This window comes from Parabacteroides sp. CH2-D42-20 (genome assembly GCF_003670185.1).
Lineage (GTDB): Bacteria > Bacteroidota > Bacteroidia > Bacteroidales > Tannerellaceae > Parabacteroides > Parabacteroides distasonis.
On sequence record NZ_RAYG01000016.1, the window covers coordinates 114,946 to 132,120 of the forward strand.

A 17,175-nucleotide genomic window follows, 5' to 3' on the forward strand; every position below is an offset into this window, starting at 1 on the left:
TGTCATAGTTTTATTTGTAATTCCAGACCGAAAAAAGGCTGGGTATTTTGTTGAAGGTAAGATCTCGTGCTGGCTGAATAGCGAGTGGGGCGTAAATCGGCGAGGTTGTTGGCAAAGAATGCCAGCGTGATGTGCTCTCCGAAAGCTTTGTTTACCCGAATATTCAGCATACCATATGGTTTATAAGAGTTTGGTAGGAATCGTTCCGGTGCGGTGGTGGAGAGTAAAGGCGCAAAGGCTGGATCCTCTTTCTGTGCCTCGGTGAACGGATGTATGATTCCGTCTGTTCCACACCAATATAGGGGCCATACATTCTCGCCAGTGCTACCGTTGTAGAGCGTACGATATTTATAGAGCCATATCATTTGCCACGTAAGGGTAGTGACCAGTCCGATTCTGGGGATGCGGGTGATGAAACGGAAGTTCGTGGAGATGATCTCCGAACGACTTTCATTTCCCGGTCCGCCTTGCCTGTCGTAAAAACCTACGTAGGGGTATTCTGTTTTATCTGTGTACTGGATCGGCCAGATCCCGTTAAGGGCCGTATTCTTTTCTCGTACATATAACCAAATCCCGTCTACGATTAGGGAGGTACGCAAGGGTGAGAAAGTCCCGAGGTCCGCTACCATCTCAATCCCATGTTTCTTCCTATGGAGTGTATTGACTGGTACAGATACCGGCGTGTAACTATATTTCTCTTGATAAGGGACAGCCTTACCGTTCACCCATACCTGTCCATCTTTGTATTCAGGACGAAGTTGGGCGGTTGATAGATAATCATATTCCCGATAGCTGAACGGAATATATTGCGCCGAGGAGGAAAAGCCATCCGTTTGTTTCTCGAAAAAAGCGGTCATGTCTAGTCGGATGGCCGGAGTCTTCCCTATAAGGCCAACCTCTATCTTTCGATTTACGGTAGGTTTTAATTTCATATTTCGTTCCATTCCGGGGGCATGTGTCGTGAGAATACCAAGGGTGTTTCCACTTTCATTGCTATCATTATAATAGAAAGAGACCTTATCATTATAAATAGCTTCCGGGTAGAGTTTTTCCAATGTCGGCATGAAACTGATCCATCCGACCCCGGCTTTTAAACTCAATGTATAGCCGGAGGGAGAGGAGCAGAGAGACCATAAGAGATTCAGGCGAGGTTCTGTCTGATAGATTAAGGCATAATCCCGGCTTTTCAATCCTTGATTTTTTAATCCGGCTTTTACATGGAGGTTGGGAGTCCGGTATGTGGCCTCAATGAAGCCACCGAACGTATGCAAGGATGGGATTTCCCGGAATGAGCGGGGACGGATAGATGTAGAAGGAGGCCTTTGCCGATCGAAATCCCTGCCTCGCCCTTCGTTGCCCTCACCACGCCATGAGAATCCGGCGGCTAAGCTGATTTCACGTCTCTGCCGTAGCGGAAATGAGGTAGACGCCAGCATCTCGGTTTCTACATAAAAAGGTCGGCTTTCATTGACTAATGTGTACATGTAGTTTGAGGATAAAACATTGGCTTCCCATTCGCCGCTCTCTTTCTGGTCTGTATAAAGCTGGCTAGAGGCATTGTTGACCTGACTCTTTGTTTGTTTGCTTTTTTGAAGGGAACCGTCTATTCTCAGAGACAGTTTCTTGAGCCAACGTCGGTCGGGTTGCCATTCCCCTTGTATGGAAAATCGCTGATCCAATCGTTGTCTTTGTGTATGATTCTGCTCGTTGACGAATTGCTTTTCCTTTCCTATGCGAGAGGTGTAAGTAAGGCTTAATTCTAGTTTTTTCCCTGCGGGCAACCAATGGTAAAGGTTTGCCAAGCGTATGCCGCCGGTATGGAAATCGCCTTGGCTGGTATAGTCCGCTAACAGGTTGAGCGTATGGCCTTGTGGGGAGATACAGAAGCCTTTTCCAAGCATATATTGTTTCAGTTTCGGATTGTAACGTATGCTGGTGGAGAGAGGCATTCTACCTTGATGAGTCTTGAGTAATAATACGCTATTTGTTAAGTTTCCGTACCGGGCAGAAGGTATTCCCCGGATGATTTCCGCCTCTTTCACTTGGTTGAGAGATAGAAAACGGGCATCATATCCTTCGTAAGGCTCGTTGATGCCGGTGTTGAAATGAAGAGGAGAGCCGTCTACCCATATTTGGGCACCCATAGCTGCGTTTTTATGAAATTGGTTTACCCCGTTCTTTAAAGAAACCTCCCGCACTGAGAAATATTGTGCGTCTGTCACCCCAGAATTATTGGTGAGACCTCCTGGTAATAACTGTGTCAGATCAGCGATCGTGATCGGTTGCGTGTGTTCCAATGTTGATGCAGGAAGCAAGGAAACCGTACCCGGAGTCTTAGACTCGATGGCTGTTACCAAAATGTTGGGTAAATAGAAGGACAGAGTATCCGGTTGCTCTTGCCCGTGAAGGTAATTGCCCGGATGAAGTGATGATAATAAGAGAAATATCGTCACGATCCTTATTGGTATTTTGTACAAAGTTGAGTAACGCATAGTATTAGACCTATTTATAGCCAGATGACAATACTGAAGTTTCCACCCCCTCCGAGGGTCGATTGAGGACTTGTCGTTTGTTCGAGACTACCCTTTAAACGAAATCCCGCTGATAAGGCGGAATGAATGGGATGCCGATATTCCATTTCCGTACCGATACCCAGACGGGTTGCCGTGCGAGCAATAAAATCCTCGTTCACTTTTTGCATGTTCTGCTCTAGCTTGATTTCTGCTGAGCCATTCTCATCCTTCTGCGTTTCCTTCTCCCATTTGATCTCGGTACCATAGCCCGATACGATATACACGGACGGGCGGATACTTAGCTTGTTTTCTTTAGGTAGGCGGATTTGTCGAAAAAACGCAATCTCTCCGTGGAAGAGCCCTGTATATTGTTTGACCGTAAAAGGATATATGTAGAAATCATTTTCCAAACGATTCCATCCGACAGTCATTTGCCATGTGGATGCCTTTCCGCCCGAAGTATCATTCTTTGTCGCCTCGTAACTTAGTTGGGTAGATAACATCCGTTGCCTTGCTAGGCGATAGGTGGCGAATGTAGTCCATATGGCAGACGAGCTTGTGGTGGGATTCCGTTGTAATATGCGGTTGGCCGTAGTTTGGTTGAATCGGGCTGTGGGCGACCAGATATGCGTCCACGATTTATTCGTTCGGGTAAAACGACCTTGGTAACAGATTTGGTGCAGCCGTTCTTCCCAGCCTCTCAAGTTGCCGGAGTTATTGGGATTGTCCGCTAATTGCTGGGTCTCGTAGGAGAGATCATGGAAAAGACTCCAATGCTCTTTTCGGGTTTCCGCTTGCAAGGAAACACCTAGGCGTTTTCCTTGGCTGCGAAACAGGAAACTTCCTGATAATTCTTGCATCGGAAGCCAATAACCCAGAGGAAATGTATAAAGTTTATCTTTACTATCCGTATCATACGTTAATTCCTCTGTTCGATGGGTATAATGGATCGAGGCTCCAAAACGTCTGCGTACTTGTTCGTAAACGATACCTCCTGATATCCGGATTAAGTGTGCCATCCCATGGTAGATATGGTAAGAGGAGTGATCTTCGTTGCTTGTAGCTGTATAGTCTCCATCTATCCCGACCTTGATTTTCGGAGATAAGACGTAAGCCGCTTGTCCGTAGATCCTGTATTTCTCGATGCGTTGTGGCTCTCCCAAGGAATCGCCGGCCGTAATCAGATAGTCCGGTTGCGATAATAAATTCCATTTTCTCCCTTCCAGTAGGCTTTGCGACCAATTGATACCACCCGCCAGCCAAAGCAGGTCCAGCTTTCGGTTACCGGATACATAAGCCCTATAGGTCTGTGTTTGATCCGGCTGGTCGCTGGCAGGCAAGGCGGCTTGATGGATCAAATAACTTAAACCAGCTTCCATAGCGCTGTCCTTAGGCACATAGCTGATGCTGACAGGATTGGCGGATAAAGCCCATGCGCTTTCTTGTTGAGCCCATGACCGTGAGGCATAGACAGATAGTGATATCATACATAGAATGATAGTGATCTTCATAGAGGCTTACCGTTTTAAGGAAGGTGGACTTTTCTCGAAATCCTCGGCGGTGTTATTGGAATCTTTCCAGCGGAAGCGTTTCCCCTCTTGCTCATATTTCCGACGCATTGCCAGGCCGGAACCGCCGGACGTGGCTATACCCGGACTCACATCCATAGAAGATGGGATACGTGTGTAAGCTACCGTAGAGGTTGAAGAGACGAAATTCGCGATATCCAGCACCCAATCAGCGGGTATATGGAGGTATTTTAGCGTATTGAAACTTTCAGGTTCTTTTTGGATGTGATCCGGATTGGCGATCCATTCTCTTAAGTCCGTTTTGGGACGGAACAAGAGGATCGTCGGGCCGTTCATGGAAAACAGATAGGAGAAACCGGTGCCACGCCATACCAAGTTTAGAGGTTTTACACCGGCGGAGATTTGGCTTCCGGTCAAGATAGGATCCCAAAAAGCCCATTCCACGCTGGATAAATCGAGCGAGGTCGGAACTCCCACTTCGCTATTGGTATGGTTTATGGCGTTAATCGCTATTGTTTGTCGCTCCCCCGGTTGAATGGGATATTCGGTTCCCGTTCCCGGAAACTCCCAGCACATCATGAATAAAGGTATTTCTTTCATATCGGTATGGAGCATCCATCCGGAAGGCTTTGTCACGCTTACGGGTCCTGCTTGTGCGATACATAGGCCATCTAGGAAAATCAAGTCATCGGAGTTATTGACCAACGTGAGGTATTGATCTTTGTTATAGACATTTTTCCCGTCAGGCCAGAGACAACCGCTGAAATAAATCTCGCTAATCAGTAGACGGCCTCGTTCGGACACTTCCAAAGGTATTTCCACGGATCGTTCTTCTCCATTGGCCTCGAACTGGATATTGGAGAGGCTACCACTCAATATATAATCCCTGTTGCCAGTCGTGGTTTCCTGATTTGCGGAGATTGCGCATATGCCAGCGGTTAGTTCAAATAGAGCTAGTCCATTTGTGTCGGTGGTCGTGGTGTAGACACAGCCTATACTTTGATTGATTAGTGTGACCGGGATATTCGCCAAGGAGATATCTACGTATCCGGAAGGTTTCTTCAATTGGATATGGATACTCCCCGTTTTGAAATACTCATTCTCGCATCCTGCCAGAAAACACAGACAGAGCAGGTGGGTGAGGAGAGAAAAATGTTTGTCTATCATGAATATGAGGCATTGTGCTTAATAATTGTAGACAAATATATGTGATTTTTTTATATTTCCATTTAGGAGCTAAAAACATTAACATGTGTTCTTCTTATTTCGGTAGCTTCAGCACGAACCGGATCAAGGCCACGAACACCTTCCCATACCGGTCCAGCTTGATTTGCCCCACGCCCCGGATGTCGCTGAACTGGTCCAAGGTGACCGGTTTCTTCTCCACCATGTCTTCCAAAGAATCGTCGGAGAAGATGATATAAGCCGGCGTATGCTCTCGCTCGGCGATTTGCTTGCGAAGTTGGCGGAGGGAGTCCAGCAAGGTCTCGTCCGTAGAGGCGGACCGGATCGGCCGGATCGGCTGGGCCTTGAAGGAGGATTTCCGCTCGCCTCTCCGGACGGGGCGTGTCAGCTCATCCGGTTCCCGATAGATGACGAGCTGGGCCTTTTGCTCCCCGTACAGGACACGCCTGCCTAGCGGGGTCATCCGCAAGACACGCTCGGCGGCGTAGTCGATCTCCATGTACCCGAGTTGGATCATCTGGTAAATGTACTCCTTCCATTCTTTATAAGAGAGATCCCGTCCGGCTCCGTACGTCTTTAGCTTATCGTATCCTCTCTCCAGCAGCTCCGCGCGGGCGGAGGCACGGAGTATGTCGATCAGCATCTGCATGCCCACGTGCTCGCCGGTCCGGATAACGGCGCTCAGCGCCTTTTGTATCAAGACACTGCCGTCGAAACGTAGCGGAGGGTTCTTGCACACGTCGCAGTTGCCGCAATCATGGTCCGCCTCCTCGCCGAAGTAACTGAGCAGGACACGGCGGCGGCACATATCGGACTCGCAGTACCGTCTCATCCTGTTTAGCTTCTCCAAGTTCACCTCGCTTTGGCCACTCTCCTCGGCGAAACGGCGAAGTACGATCAAGTCGCTCAAGGAATAGAACAGGAGGGCATCGCTTTTCATCCCGTCCCTTCCGGCACGGCCGATCTCTTGGTAGTAGTTCTCGATACTCCCCGGCATGCTGTAATGCACGACCCAACGGACATTACTCTTGTCGATACCCATCCCGAAAGCTACCGTGGCGCACACCACGTCCACCCGGTCGTTGATGAAATCGTTTTGGGCCTGTTCCCGTTGGGCGGGCAGGAGGCCGGCGTGGTAGGCGATCGCCTTGATATTATACATCGCCAACTCATCGGCCAGCTCGGTCGTATCGTTGCGGCGCATGCAATAGATGATACCGCTCTGCTCCCGGTGCCCCCGGATGAAATGGACGATGGCGGCGATCTTCTCTTTCTTGTTAAGCCCTCGGCGTACCGTGAGGGAGATGTTCGGGCGGTCGAACGATGATATGAACGTTTGGGGCGTACGAAGCCGTAACTGCTCTAGGATATCCTTCCGGGTGATTTTATCGGCGGTAGCGGTCAGGGCCACGACCGGGACTTTCGGGAAACGTTCCTTCAATATCGCCAGTTGCGTGTATTCCGGACGGAAGTCATGTCCCCAATGCGATACGCAATGTGCCTCGTCGATAGCGATGAGCGAGATGTCCAGCCGGGGCAGGAACCAGTCCGCCTCCATCTTGATCCGTTCCGGGGAGATATACAATAATTTGATCTTGCCCTGCACGCAAAGTTGCTTCACCTGTTGTTGCTCCTCTTCCGGCATCATACTGTTCAACGCCGCCGCAGGGATGCCGTTGGCGATCAACCCCTCTACTTGATCCTTCATCAAGGCGATCAAGGGGGACACCACCAAAGCCGTACCCGGCAGATAGATAGCCGGTAGCTGAAAACAGATCGACTTGCCTCCACCCGTGGGCATCAGCACCAACGAGTCCTCTTTCTGTAAGATACGCTGTATGATGTCCGCCTGCAAGGGACGGAAGGAGGTATATCCGAAGAACTTTTTCAGTAGTAGTAATAATTCTTTCATATCGCTTTACGGGCATAAAAAGCGCAAAGATAGTTTATATCATAAAGTTTTACTACCTTTGCCCACATTATTTACATAACGAGCCGTGATGGCTCACCCTATTTTAGAATGACATTTGAAGATTTAGATTTGATAGAGCCGATACGTAAGGCTCTCGTGCAAGAAGGTTATACGACTCCAACACCTATACAATCAGAAGCGATTCCCATCGTTTCGCAAGGTTATGATTTATTGGGTTGCGCCCAGACAGGAACCGGTAAGACGGCGGCCTTCTCCATCCCGATTATCCAGCGGTTATATCTCCAGAAGAAGAAAGGTTACAAACGGGGTATCAAGGCATTGATCCTTACGCCTACCCGTGAGCTTGCCATCCAGATCGGAGAGAGCTTTGCCGCTTACGGCCGTTTCGCCGGATTACGCCATACGGTGATATTCGGTGGGGTGGGACAGAAGCCCCAGACGGAAGCCTTGGAAAGAGGCATCGATATATTAATCGCTACGCCGGGACGTCTGCTGGACTTGATCGGACAAGGATTCATCCACTTGGATACCTTGGAGTATTTCGTCTTAGACGAGGCGGACCGTATGTTGGACATGGGCTTTATCCATGACATCAAGCGTATTTTACCGCTATTGCCCAAGAAACGCCAGTCCTTGTTCTTCTCCGCTACCATGCCCCCTGAGATCGAGCGCTTGGCAGGTACGATCTTGAGCGAGCCGCAAAAGGTAGAAGTAACCCCGGCCTCATCGACCGTGGATGCGATCGACCAATCCGTTTATTTCGTCGAGAAGGCCGAGAAGATCAACTTGCTGAAAAGCTTGTTGGAGAACCCGGAACTGGAATCCGTATTGATCTTTACCCGTACGAAACACGGGGCGGACAAGGTGGCCCGTGTCTTGTCGAAAGCGGAGATAGGGGCGGAGGCGATCCATGGCAACAAGAGCCAGACCGCTCGCCAGCGTACCTTGACGAATTTCAAGGATCATACGACCCGTGTGCTGATCGCTACGGATATCGCCGCCCGTGGAATCGACGTGGATCATCTGACGCACGTCATTAACTATGAGCTTCCTAACGTACCCGAGACTTATGTACATCGGATCGGGCGTACGGGTCGTGCGGGCCGTGAAGGTGTGGCTTTCTCTTTCTGCGACGCCGAGGAGGTACCTTTGTTAAAAGATATCCAGAAACTGATCGGCAAGGAAGTCCCCGTAGCCGGTGGCCATATGTATGAGACCAAGGAGGTGAAAGCCGCTATAGCCGAGAAGAAAGAAGCGATCAAGCAAGAGTCGAAACGCCGTAATATGTTCGGAAGCAAACGCGACGGCAGCTACTGGCGTAACAAGAAGCGTGCTGCCAATTCCTCTAAGTAATCTAAGTTATTGTATTGCAGCGACGTATAGTGCCAGTCCTTTCCATAGTATTGGCACAGTCGTGCCACGCCGGTGGCATAGCCGTGCCACAACGATGGCAAGGGCGTGCCACAACGATGGCAAGGGCGTGCCATAAGGATGGCACAGCTATGCCACCCGTATGGCATCCGGTTCGTCACCTAAGTATCCAAACAGTCCGCTTTAGCGAGCTGTTTGGCGCTATTACCCTATACTTTCTTTTAAAATGAGGTAATCTCTGGAATATTTCATTATTTTTGTGATTCAATTGTGAGTGAAACTTAAGGGTTGACGTTTGTGCTGATTGTAAAGGAGGACATAATATCTCGGATCAATAATGGCGATGCCAAAGCATTTGAACAATTATATACGACCTTCTACGTGTACTTGTGCGCCGTAGCGACTAAATATGTCTATAATTCGGAGGCGGCACGTGAGATCGTTAATGATGTTTTTATGAATGTATGGAATCACCATTCGGCGTTAATACATCCGGTAAACGCTTATTTAATTCGCTCGGTACGTAATTATTGCCTGAATTATTTAAGAGATAAACGTCAGCAAGAAGTCCCTTTATCAGATGTACAAGAAAGCTTATTGTCGATACAAGAGTTGCAAATCGACGCGGACCCCCATCCGTTGGCTTATCTGGAGAATAAGGAATTCGAGGAGAAAATCTATCGTGCCGTGGATTCCTTGCCCGCTAAATGCCGGGATATCTTCGTGCAATATCTTTACCATAACAAGACCTATGAGGAAATAGCGATAACAAATCATATCAGTTCCAGTACGGTACGAGTACAGATCAAGATCGGTTTGGCGAAGTTGCGTGAACTTTTAGGCGATCTTTACCCTCTTTTCTTACTTATATTTAATTTTTTCGAAAAATAATTGGAATCTCCTTAAACGGAATCTCTAAAACAGGTGTATATAATAGAAACCGGGTTGAAAACCGGCTCCTTTGTTAATATCATGGAAATAGAGAATAAACACATAGAAGATTTAATTTATAGCTACCTCATGGGAGATATATCCGAGGAGGGGCGAAATGAATTACTACAATGGTTGGAAACGGATGACGCTCATAAACAGTGCCTTTCCGAGATGGCAGATTGTTGGGCGACGGCGCATGTACCTTTGTTTGCCTCTGATATGAAAGCCGATTTCCAAAAACATTTCGGGGCACTTATCGATCCCGCTATTCCTTCTGAAAAGAATCATTGGCTAAATTTTCGGTTTTTAGGAAAAGTTGCCGCCTCGGTCTTGATCGTGGTATCGGTGGGAACTGCCTCTTATTATATAGGTACGAGACATAATCAGCCGAAATCTGCCGCCTTGGCTTATTTTGAGACGACAACTCCTATGGGAGCCCAAACGAAAGTCGTTTTGCCGGATCAATCCGTGGTTTGGGTCAACGCAGGTTCCACGTTGAGATATGGCAGTGATTTCAATACGAACGGACGTAGCGTACAATTGGATGGTGAGGCTTACTTCGAGATTACCCGGGATTCCCTTAAGCCTTTTATCGTAAAATCAAAGAGATTGGATATCAAGGTTCTAGGAACTAGCTTTAACGTAAAGGCTTACGGAATGGATGAAACGACCGATGTCACTCTGGTGTCGGGAAAAGTAAACGTGAGCTTGCGGGATGAGGTTGCCCATGCGGGCGATGTGACCTTGACTCCAAACCGGAAACTAAGCTTTAATAAGCAGACCAATAAGGTAAGAGTCAGTGAGGTGGATGCCAAGGATGCTCTCTCTTGGATGGACGGTAGCCTGAAATTCTCCGAGCAACCTTTCATGAGTATCGCCAAGGATTTGGAACGTAAGTTCAACGTACGTATTCGCGTCGAGAGCGATCCTTTAAGAAAGGAAATCTTCTCCGGTAGCTTTACGAAAGATTATTCGTTGGATAAGATCCTTCGTGAGGTGGACGTGGATCACAAATATGTGTGGACTCGTTCGGGAGATGAGATTATTATAAAAGATAAGTAAAAACAAAAATACAAACCTTAATCCTAAGGTGTAAGTGTGGAAAATAGTATAAACGAGAAAATTATTTATTAAATCTAACTTTAATGGAAATGAACTATTTCAAGAAGACCGGTAAGATGATGGTAGCCGCATGTATGCTTGCGGGACTGCCGTTTATTCCCGGTACGGTTTCAGCGTCCGAACTTCAGACACAAATGATGTCTGTTCAAATGGAAAGTACGACATTAAAAGAACTTTTCGATTTGATCGAGGAAAAATTCAATTACACGTTCCTTATCCGTAACAATGACATCAATCTGAATGAGCGTATCTCAATCGACATGTCGAACCGCTCGGTCGAGGAGATTTTGACGACGGCGCTGAAAAATCAGCATGCTGATTTTGTTGTAAACAACAATAGGATTGTTGTTTACAAGTCATCTTCTAATCCAAATGAATTGAGAAATACGGAGAGAATGGTGGCGCAGCAGACGATTACGATTTCAGGTACCATTGTTGACGCGGTGACGGGTGAGCCGGTAATCGGCGCGAATGTGCTCGTGAAAGGCACTACGAACGGTACCAGTACCGATTTCGATGGAAAGTTTAGTTTGGAAGCTCCGGCCGGAGCTACTTTGGTCGTTTCTTACATCGGTTATGTGAACCATGAGGTTAAAGCGACTAGCGCTCCGATGACTATCCGTATCAAGGAAGACACTCAGAACCTTGAGGAGGTGGTGGTTGTTGGTTACGGCGTGCAAAAAAAGGAAAGCTTGACGGGTGCCATGCAGGTGGTGAGCAACGAGAAATTGTTGGATGCCACTAGCCCTACGGTCGAGAACTTATTGTCTGGTAAGGCTCCGGGCGTGCAGGTTACTTCGGGTGGTGGTCAGCCGGGCGCTGCCGGTAAGGTGGTGATCCGTGGTAAGTCTACGGTAAACGGTAGCACGGACCCTCTTTGGATCGTGGATGGCGTAATCGTCGGTACGGATGCGGGTAGCTTGAACCCGGCTGATATCGAATCCATGTCTATCTTGAAGGATGCCGCTTCAACCGCTATCTATGGTTCTCAAGGAGCGAACGGTGTTATCGTGGTGACTACGAAGAAAGGTAAGATCGGAAAAGCTACGATCAACGCTTCCGTAAAGATGGGTGTGAACCAGTTGCACCGTGGAAACATGAATATGATGAACGGCGAGGAATTATATGATTATTATAAATCTTTCGCTAATCAAGACGCCCTTCCGAGTTATTTTACGGAGGATTTGCGCAACCGTAACTTCGACTGGTGGAAAGAGGGTACGCATCTGGGCTTCGCTCAAGACTATAACGTATCTGTTTCCGGTGGCTCAGAGAAGATCAAGACGTATACATCCGTTGGTTACTATAATGAGGATGGTGCCGTGAAAGGATATGACTACAAGCGTTATAACTTACGTTTCAATGTGGATTACCAAGCGACGGATTGGTTGACTATCAAACCTAAAGTATGGGCTACCCGTAGCGACGTGATGGACCAGCAGCAGGATCTAGGCGCTATCATGTACGTTAATTTCCCTTGGGACTCCCCGTATGACGAGAATGGCGACTTGATCCAGCAATACAGACCTTCAAACTGGATTAATAGTGATGCTACCAATTACTTGTATGATCTGCAATGGAATTACGACAAAAGTACCTCTTATGAGTTCATGGGTAACTTTGACTTCGATATCAAGTTTACCGATTGGTTGACTTTCTCATCCGTGAATAACTATAAATATAATAGTATCCTTTTTAAGAGCTATCAGGATCCTCGTTCTAAGGCGGGAGAGGCTGATAACGGATTATTGCAAGATAAAACCACTGCCTCCTATAGAGTATACAGTAACCAGTTGCTCCGTTTCAACAAAGTATTCGATAAGCACTCTATCAACGCGATCTTAGCTTATGAGTGGAATACCTTCACGCAAGAGATCAAGGATCAGACAGCGGCTAGTTTCGCTCCGGGTTTCTCTGTAGCCGATGTCGCTACTACTCCTAAGACGATAAAGGGAGAGCAAAAAGAGTGGGCCGTACAATCTTATTTGTTCAATGCCAACTATGCGTATGATAATCGTTATTTGTTGTCTTTCTCATTCCGTCGGGATGGTGCCTCCAACTTTGGTACGGACGCTAAATATGGTAATTTCTTCTCCGTCAGCGGTGGTTGGAATATCCATCAGGAGGAATTTTTCAAGGCTAAGGATTGGGTACAACAGTTGAAGTTACGTGCAAGTTATGGTTCCGTAGGTAACCGTCCGACCGAATTGTATTCTCAATATACGGTGTACGCCATGTCTACGGGATATAACGGCGATCCGGGTGCGGTAATCTCCCAAAAAGAAAACAAGAACCTAACTTGGGAGAAGACTTATACGGCAGGTGTAGGTATCGACGCTATCTTGTTTGATCGTTTGACTATCAACTTGGATTATTATAATAAGAAAACAACCGATTTGCTTTACAAAGTGCCTCTGCCTGGTGTAACGGGTATTGTTGGTATCTATCGTAATGTGGGTGCCGTCAAGAATAATGGTTTCGAGGTCTCGATGAACGTGGATATCTTGAAAGGGGGCGATTGGAGCTGGAGCGTCGCTGCTAACTTAGGCCTGAACCGTAATAAGATCACTGAGTTATATGGTGGCAAGAGTGAGATCATCACTTCTAACGCCGGTTCAAGTTATGCCATTTCGATGGATAAGATATTGACTCCGGGACAAGACGTGGATACTTGGTATGGTACCGAATGGGCAGGCGTAGATCCGGAGACAGGTTCTCCGTTATGGTATACCACCAACGAGAATGGGGAGCGTGTAACGACCTCGAATTATAGCGACGCTTCTAAGCACCAGACTATAATAGGTAAGTTAAGCCCCGATTTCTACGGAGGTTTCTCAACCGACGTATCTTGGAAAAACATTGATCTCTCCGCAGTCTTCGGTTATTCCGTAGGAGGTGATATTTACAACTATGACCGCTCGATGTATGATAGTGACGGCGCTTATGTGAATTATAACCAGATGAATCTGAAAGAGGGTTGGAACCGTTGGGAAAAACCGGGCGATATCGCTACGCACCCCAAGGCGGAATATGGCAATAAGAGCCAATCCAGCAAGGGATCTTCCCGTTATCTGGAGGATGCTAGCTACTTGCGTTTACGTAGCTTGACGTTAGGCTATACATTACCTTGGAAGATTCAGTATGTAGATAATATCCGCCTTTCTTTCTCGGGTGAGAACTTGTTTGTCCTTTCTGGTTTCTCTGGAGTTGACCCGGAACTTCCGGCCGAGGTTGGCAATAAATACAAGGCAGGCTCGGTTGGTGTGGCGATCTCTCCATACCCACAGGCTCGTAAATTCATGTTTGGTCTAAATGTTACATTTTAATTAAAGGAATAATAATGAAAAAAATCGCTATAGTGGCTCTTGCGGCAGCGGCCACATTCATAACAAGCTGTGATATCGAACGTCTACCTTATGATAAGTATACGGAAGATAAGATCATGGAGGACAAAGATGCTGCGGTGGATATCTTATTGAATGGTTGTTACGCTAAATTGAAAACCGCATCCGAGCACTTGCATTATTGTGGTGAGTTCCCGGGGGATAACGTTTGTAAGGATAAACCGACAACCAATCCGTTCGGTACTTATTTTACCTATCAGCATACGGTAAATAATGGTGGTCTTACTACGGTTTGGAACAGTGCCTATAATATCATCTCACAGACTAGTTCTTTGATGAAGATGATTAATGAGGGCGAGTCTGCTGAGTTGGATCAGAAGTTGGGCGAGGCTTATTATATGCGCGGCATGATGTACTTTTATCTTTGCCGTGTGTTTGGTCGTCCTTATTATCAGGAACCGGAGAAGAATCTGGGTTTGCCGATTGTAAATGGTATGCCTGAGGATATGGATAATCTGGATCTTCCGGATCGTTCGTCCGTGAAAGATACGTATGATCAAGCTTTGGCTGACTTGAAGAAGGCAGAGGAATTGATGACAACGTTTAAATCTACCGCTTATGCCTCAAAATATGCGGCTCAAGCTTTATTGGCGAAGGTCTATATGTATATGAGTGGCACGTTTGAGAATCCGAATAAGGAATATGCCCAGTTATCTTATGATTATGCGAATACGGTAATCGAGAGTGGCCAGTTCTCTATGTTAGATCGTGACAACTTTATGCGTTATAATGAGTTCGCTCCGGATGCCGCTTCACAGACAGAGACTATTTTCGCCGTGAAGTTTATAGCCTCAGACTGGGAAGATTGGGGTGATCCGCTAGGAAGTATGTATGCAGAGATCGATGGTCAAGGCTGGGGTGAGGTTTACGCCAGCGCTAAGTATATGGATTTGTTGCATGAGACAGGAAAAGGAACCGATGCACGTGAGGCGTTTATCCATCCGCAATATAAGGAAGACGCTAATGGAAATCAGATCCCCGCTTTCCGTTTTGTAGCTAACTTATATACGGACGGCAAGATTTCCGGTTACGTATATCGTCAAGGTGAGACCAAGGAAGTAGGAGGTAAGTTAATCGCTACAGTAGATGGTGAAGAATATACATTAACTCCGGTAGATGTGGACAATAAGCGTTATTCTATTAGCTATAAGGGAGAAACGTATGAGGGAGATTATGACTACTTTATGTTGGAAAGTCAAGGTAACCCGAAATTCTATAGCTATAAGTGCTCTAAGCAAGATGGCTATCCTCACCTTTATTCTCCGGTTATCTCTCGCTTAGGTGAGTTATACCTGATTCGCGCCGAGGCTAGCGCTAAATTAGGAAACTATACAAAAGCATTAGCCGATTTGAATACCGTTCGTACCCGTTCCTTACCTAACGCCGGATATAAATCTTTGGATGCGACAAACGCTCATGAGCTTATCATGAAAGAACGTCAGTTGGAATTAGCTTATGAGGCTGACCGTGGTTTTGATGTATATCGTGTAGGCGATACGATGAAACGTCATTACCCGGGATTCCATGACGGCGTGCCTGAATATCCTGCTACCAGCCCGTTGGCTATCCAGTATATTCCGCAGTCTGAGATTAACGCTTATCCGGGTACATTAACTCAGAATCCGTAATAAGCGATGAATAAGTATTGTATAATGAGTGTGTTGGCAGGGTTTTCCTTGCCAACAACTTTAATAGCTCAATCAGCTCCCCGGCAACCTAACGTGGTGATCATCGTGGCCGATGATCTCGGGTATGGTGATCTAAGCTGTTACGGGGCTCATCGCATACAGACTCCGGGAATGGATCGTATCGCAAATGAAGGCATACGCTTTACGCAAGGTTATTGTACAGCGGCTACTTCTACCCCCAGCCGGTATTCCTTGCTTACCGGATTATATCCTTGGACAAATAGGGATGCCAAAATACTTCCCGGCAATGCGGCTCTGATTATCAATACTCAACAGGTTACCTTGCCGAAGGTGATGAAGCAAGCGGGCTATGTCACCGGCTCGGTCGGCAAATGGCATCTGGGATTAGGTGATGGGGCGGTAGACTGGAACAAGCTGGTTTATCCCGGAGCGAAAGAGATCGGTTACGACTATTCTTTTATCCAAGCTGCTACCAATGACCGGGTTCCCTGTATCTTTATCGAGAATGGGAGAGGTGTAAACCTCGATCCTAACGATCCTCTCTATGTCAGTTATAAGGAGAATTTCCCCGGGGAACCGACAGGGAAGGATAATCCAGAATTACTGAGAATGCTCCCGAGTGTCGGGCATGCCGGCGCTATCGTAAACGGTGTACCTCGAATTGGTTTCCAGAAAGGAGGCAAGACCGCCCAATGGAAAGATGAGGATATGGCAGAGTTGTTCCTTGAGAAGGCGAAAGGTTTTATGAAAGAGAATAAGGATAAACCTTTCTTCCTGTACTATGGCTTGCATCAACCGCATGTACCTCGTGTACCGAACGAGAGATTCGCGGGTAAGTCGGGGATGGGACCTCGTGGAGATGTTATCTTGGAAGCGGATTGGTGCGTGACCGAATTCTTGAAGGAAATGGATAAGTTGGGGCTAACGGAAAATACGTTAGTTGTTTTCACTAGCGATAACGGACCGGTTCTGGATGACGGTTATCAAGATCAAGCCGTGGAATTGGTAGGGGATCATAAGATGGCCGGACCGCTTCGTGGAGGAAAGACGAGCTTGTATGATGGTGGGACCTGTATCCCGTTCATGCTTCGTTGGCCTGCGGAAGTTAAGCCGGGCGCTGTGTCGGATGCCTTGGTTTGCCAGATGGATTTGTTAGCCTCGCTGTCGGCGTTGATCGGACAGACCTATTCTGATAAGGTAGATAGCCAAAACACCTTGCCTGTCTTTCTAGGAAAAGGTGGTAATGGGCGAAAGGAACTTGTCTTGGAAGGTTATTTCAATTATGCGCTACGTGATAGTGATTGGGTCATGATCCCGCCGTATCCGGATACCTATGGCGACGCGGAGGAGGCTGCCTTTGCCGGAAATAGTAACTGTTATCAATTATATAATGTAAAGGAAGACATCGGTCAGCAAGTTAATTTGGCGGAAAAAGAACCTAAAAGACTTCGACAGATGATGATGACCTTCGAGAGGCTAAAAAGGGAAACCGGAAAGATAACGAACTTTTAGTCTTGGACTCTTTATTTTTCAAAA

The 17,175-nt window shown here is 47.1% G+C and carries 11 protein-coding genes; 7 read left to right on the plus strand and 4 right to left on the minus strand.

What is annotated here, in order from left to right; all coding sequences use genetic code 11:
* Positions 1–2 precede the first annotated feature (2 nt).
* The 4 genes from D7V92_RS11600 to recQ form a co-directional block, all read right to left on the minus strand.
* The gene (locus tag D7V92_RS11600; RefSeq protein WP_121772919.1) at positions 3–2,492 is read right to left on the minus strand and encodes a TonB-dependent receptor; all 2,490 of its coding nucleotides are present in this window, start codon (positions 2,490–2,492) and stop codon (positions 3–5) included.
* A gap of 14 nt (positions 2,493–2,506) precedes the next feature.
* Positions 2,507–4,024 (minus strand): DUF6850 family outer membrane beta-barrel protein, encoded by a 1,518-nt coding sequence (locus tag D7V92_RS11605; RefSeq protein ID WP_121772920.1) that lies wholly within the window; start codon positions 4,022–4,024, stop codon positions 2,507–2,509.
* A 6-nt stretch (positions 4,025–4,030) separates the two neighbouring features.
* On the minus strand, positions 4,031–5,209 hold the full coding sequence (locus tag D7V92_RS11610; RefSeq protein ID WP_121772921.1) for a DUF4876 domain-containing protein: 1,179 nt from the start codon (positions 5,207–5,209) through the stop codon (positions 4,031–4,033).
* A gap of 94 nt (positions 5,210–5,303) precedes the next feature.
* The gene (recQ, locus tag D7V92_RS11615; RefSeq protein WP_121772922.1) at positions 5,304–7,139 is read right to left on the minus strand and encodes a DNA helicase RecQ; all 1,836 of its coding nucleotides are present in this window, start codon (positions 7,137–7,139) and stop codon (positions 5,304–5,306) included.
* A gap of 108 nt (positions 7,140–7,247) precedes the next feature.
* Between recQ and D7V92_RS11620 the strand changes: the two genes are divergently transcribed.
* From D7V92_RS11620 to D7V92_RS11650, 7 genes are all read left to right on the plus strand, one after another.
* Positions 7,248–8,513, plus strand: a complete 1,266-nt coding sequence (locus D7V92_RS11620) for a DEAD/DEAH box helicase (protein ID WP_121772923.1) — start codon at positions 7,248–7,250, stop codon at positions 8,511–8,513.
* Between the two features lie 14 nt (positions 8,514–8,527).
* Positions 8,528–8,761: a hypothetical protein gene (locus tag D7V92_RS22070; protein WP_158598886.1), complete on the plus strand. Its 234-nt coding sequence runs from the start codon at positions 8,528–8,530 to the stop codon at positions 8,759–8,761.
* Positions 8,762–8,819: 58 nt separating this feature from the next.
* Entirely contained in the window at positions 8,820–9,422 is a 603-nt protein-coding gene (locus D7V92_RS11630; RefSeq protein WP_008780573.1) for an RNA polymerase sigma-70 factor, read from the plus strand.
* An 81-nt stretch (positions 9,423–9,503) separates the two neighbouring features.
* Positions 9,504–10,526 (plus strand): FecR family protein, encoded by a 1,023-nt coding sequence (locus tag D7V92_RS11635; protein ID WP_057318931.1) that lies wholly within the window; start codon positions 9,504–9,506, stop codon positions 10,524–10,526.
* Positions 10,527–10,609: 83 nt separating this feature from the next.
* Positions 10,610–13,912 (plus strand): SusC/RagA family TonB-linked outer membrane protein, encoded by a 3,303-nt coding sequence (locus D7V92_RS11640; protein ID WP_087342765.1) that lies wholly within the window; start codon positions 10,610–10,612, stop codon positions 13,910–13,912.
* A gap of 14 nt (positions 13,913–13,926) precedes the next feature.
* Positions 13,927–15,618, plus strand: coding sequence for a RagB/SusD family nutrient uptake outer membrane protein (locus D7V92_RS11645; RefSeq protein ID WP_121772925.1), 1,692 nt, complete (start codon positions 13,927–13,929; stop codon positions 15,616–15,618).
* Positions 15,619–15,624: 6 nt separating this feature from the next.
* Positions 15,625–17,151, plus strand: a complete 1,527-nt coding sequence (locus D7V92_RS11650; protein WP_121772926.1) for an arylsulfatase — start codon at positions 15,625–15,627, stop codon at positions 17,149–17,151.
* Positions 17,152–17,175: the final 24 nt, after the last annotated feature.

Excerpts from the sequence above, each read along its gene's own strand:
- D7V92_RS11640 (WP_087342765.1), top strand. The coding sequence starts at position 10,610 with ATGGAAATGAACTATTTCAAGAAGACCGGTAAGATGATGGTAGCCGCA.
- D7V92_RS11620 (WP_121772923.1), top strand. The coding sequence starts at position 7,248 with ATGACATTTGAAGATTTAGATTTGATAGAGCCGATACGTAAGGCTCTC.
- D7V92_RS11650 (WP_121772926.1), top strand. The coding sequence starts at position 15,625 with ATGAATAAGTATTGTATAATGAGTGTGTTGGCAGGGTTTTCCTTGCCA.
- D7V92_RS11645 (WP_121772925.1), top strand. The coding sequence starts at position 13,927 with ATGAAAAAAATCGCTATAGTGGCTCTTGCGGCAGCGGCCACATTCATA.
- D7V92_RS11610 (WP_121772921.1), bottom strand. The coding sequence starts at position 5,209 with ATGATAGACAAACATTTTTCTCTCCTCACCCACCTGCTCTGTCTGTGT.
- D7V92_RS11600 (WP_121772919.1), bottom strand. The coding sequence starts at position 2,492 with ATGCGTTACTCAACTTTGTACAAAATACCAATAAGGATCGTGACGATA.
- D7V92_RS11635 (WP_057318931.1), top strand. The coding sequence starts at position 9,504 with ATGGAAATAGAGAATAAACACATAGAAGATTTAATTTATAGCTACCTC.
- recQ (WP_121772922.1), bottom strand. The coding sequence starts at position 7,139 with ATGAAAGAATTATTACTACTACTGAAAAAGTTCTTCGGATATACCTCC.
- D7V92_RS11605 (WP_121772920.1), bottom strand. The coding sequence starts at position 4,024 with ATGAAGATCACTATCATTCTATGTATGATATCACTATCTGTCTATGCC.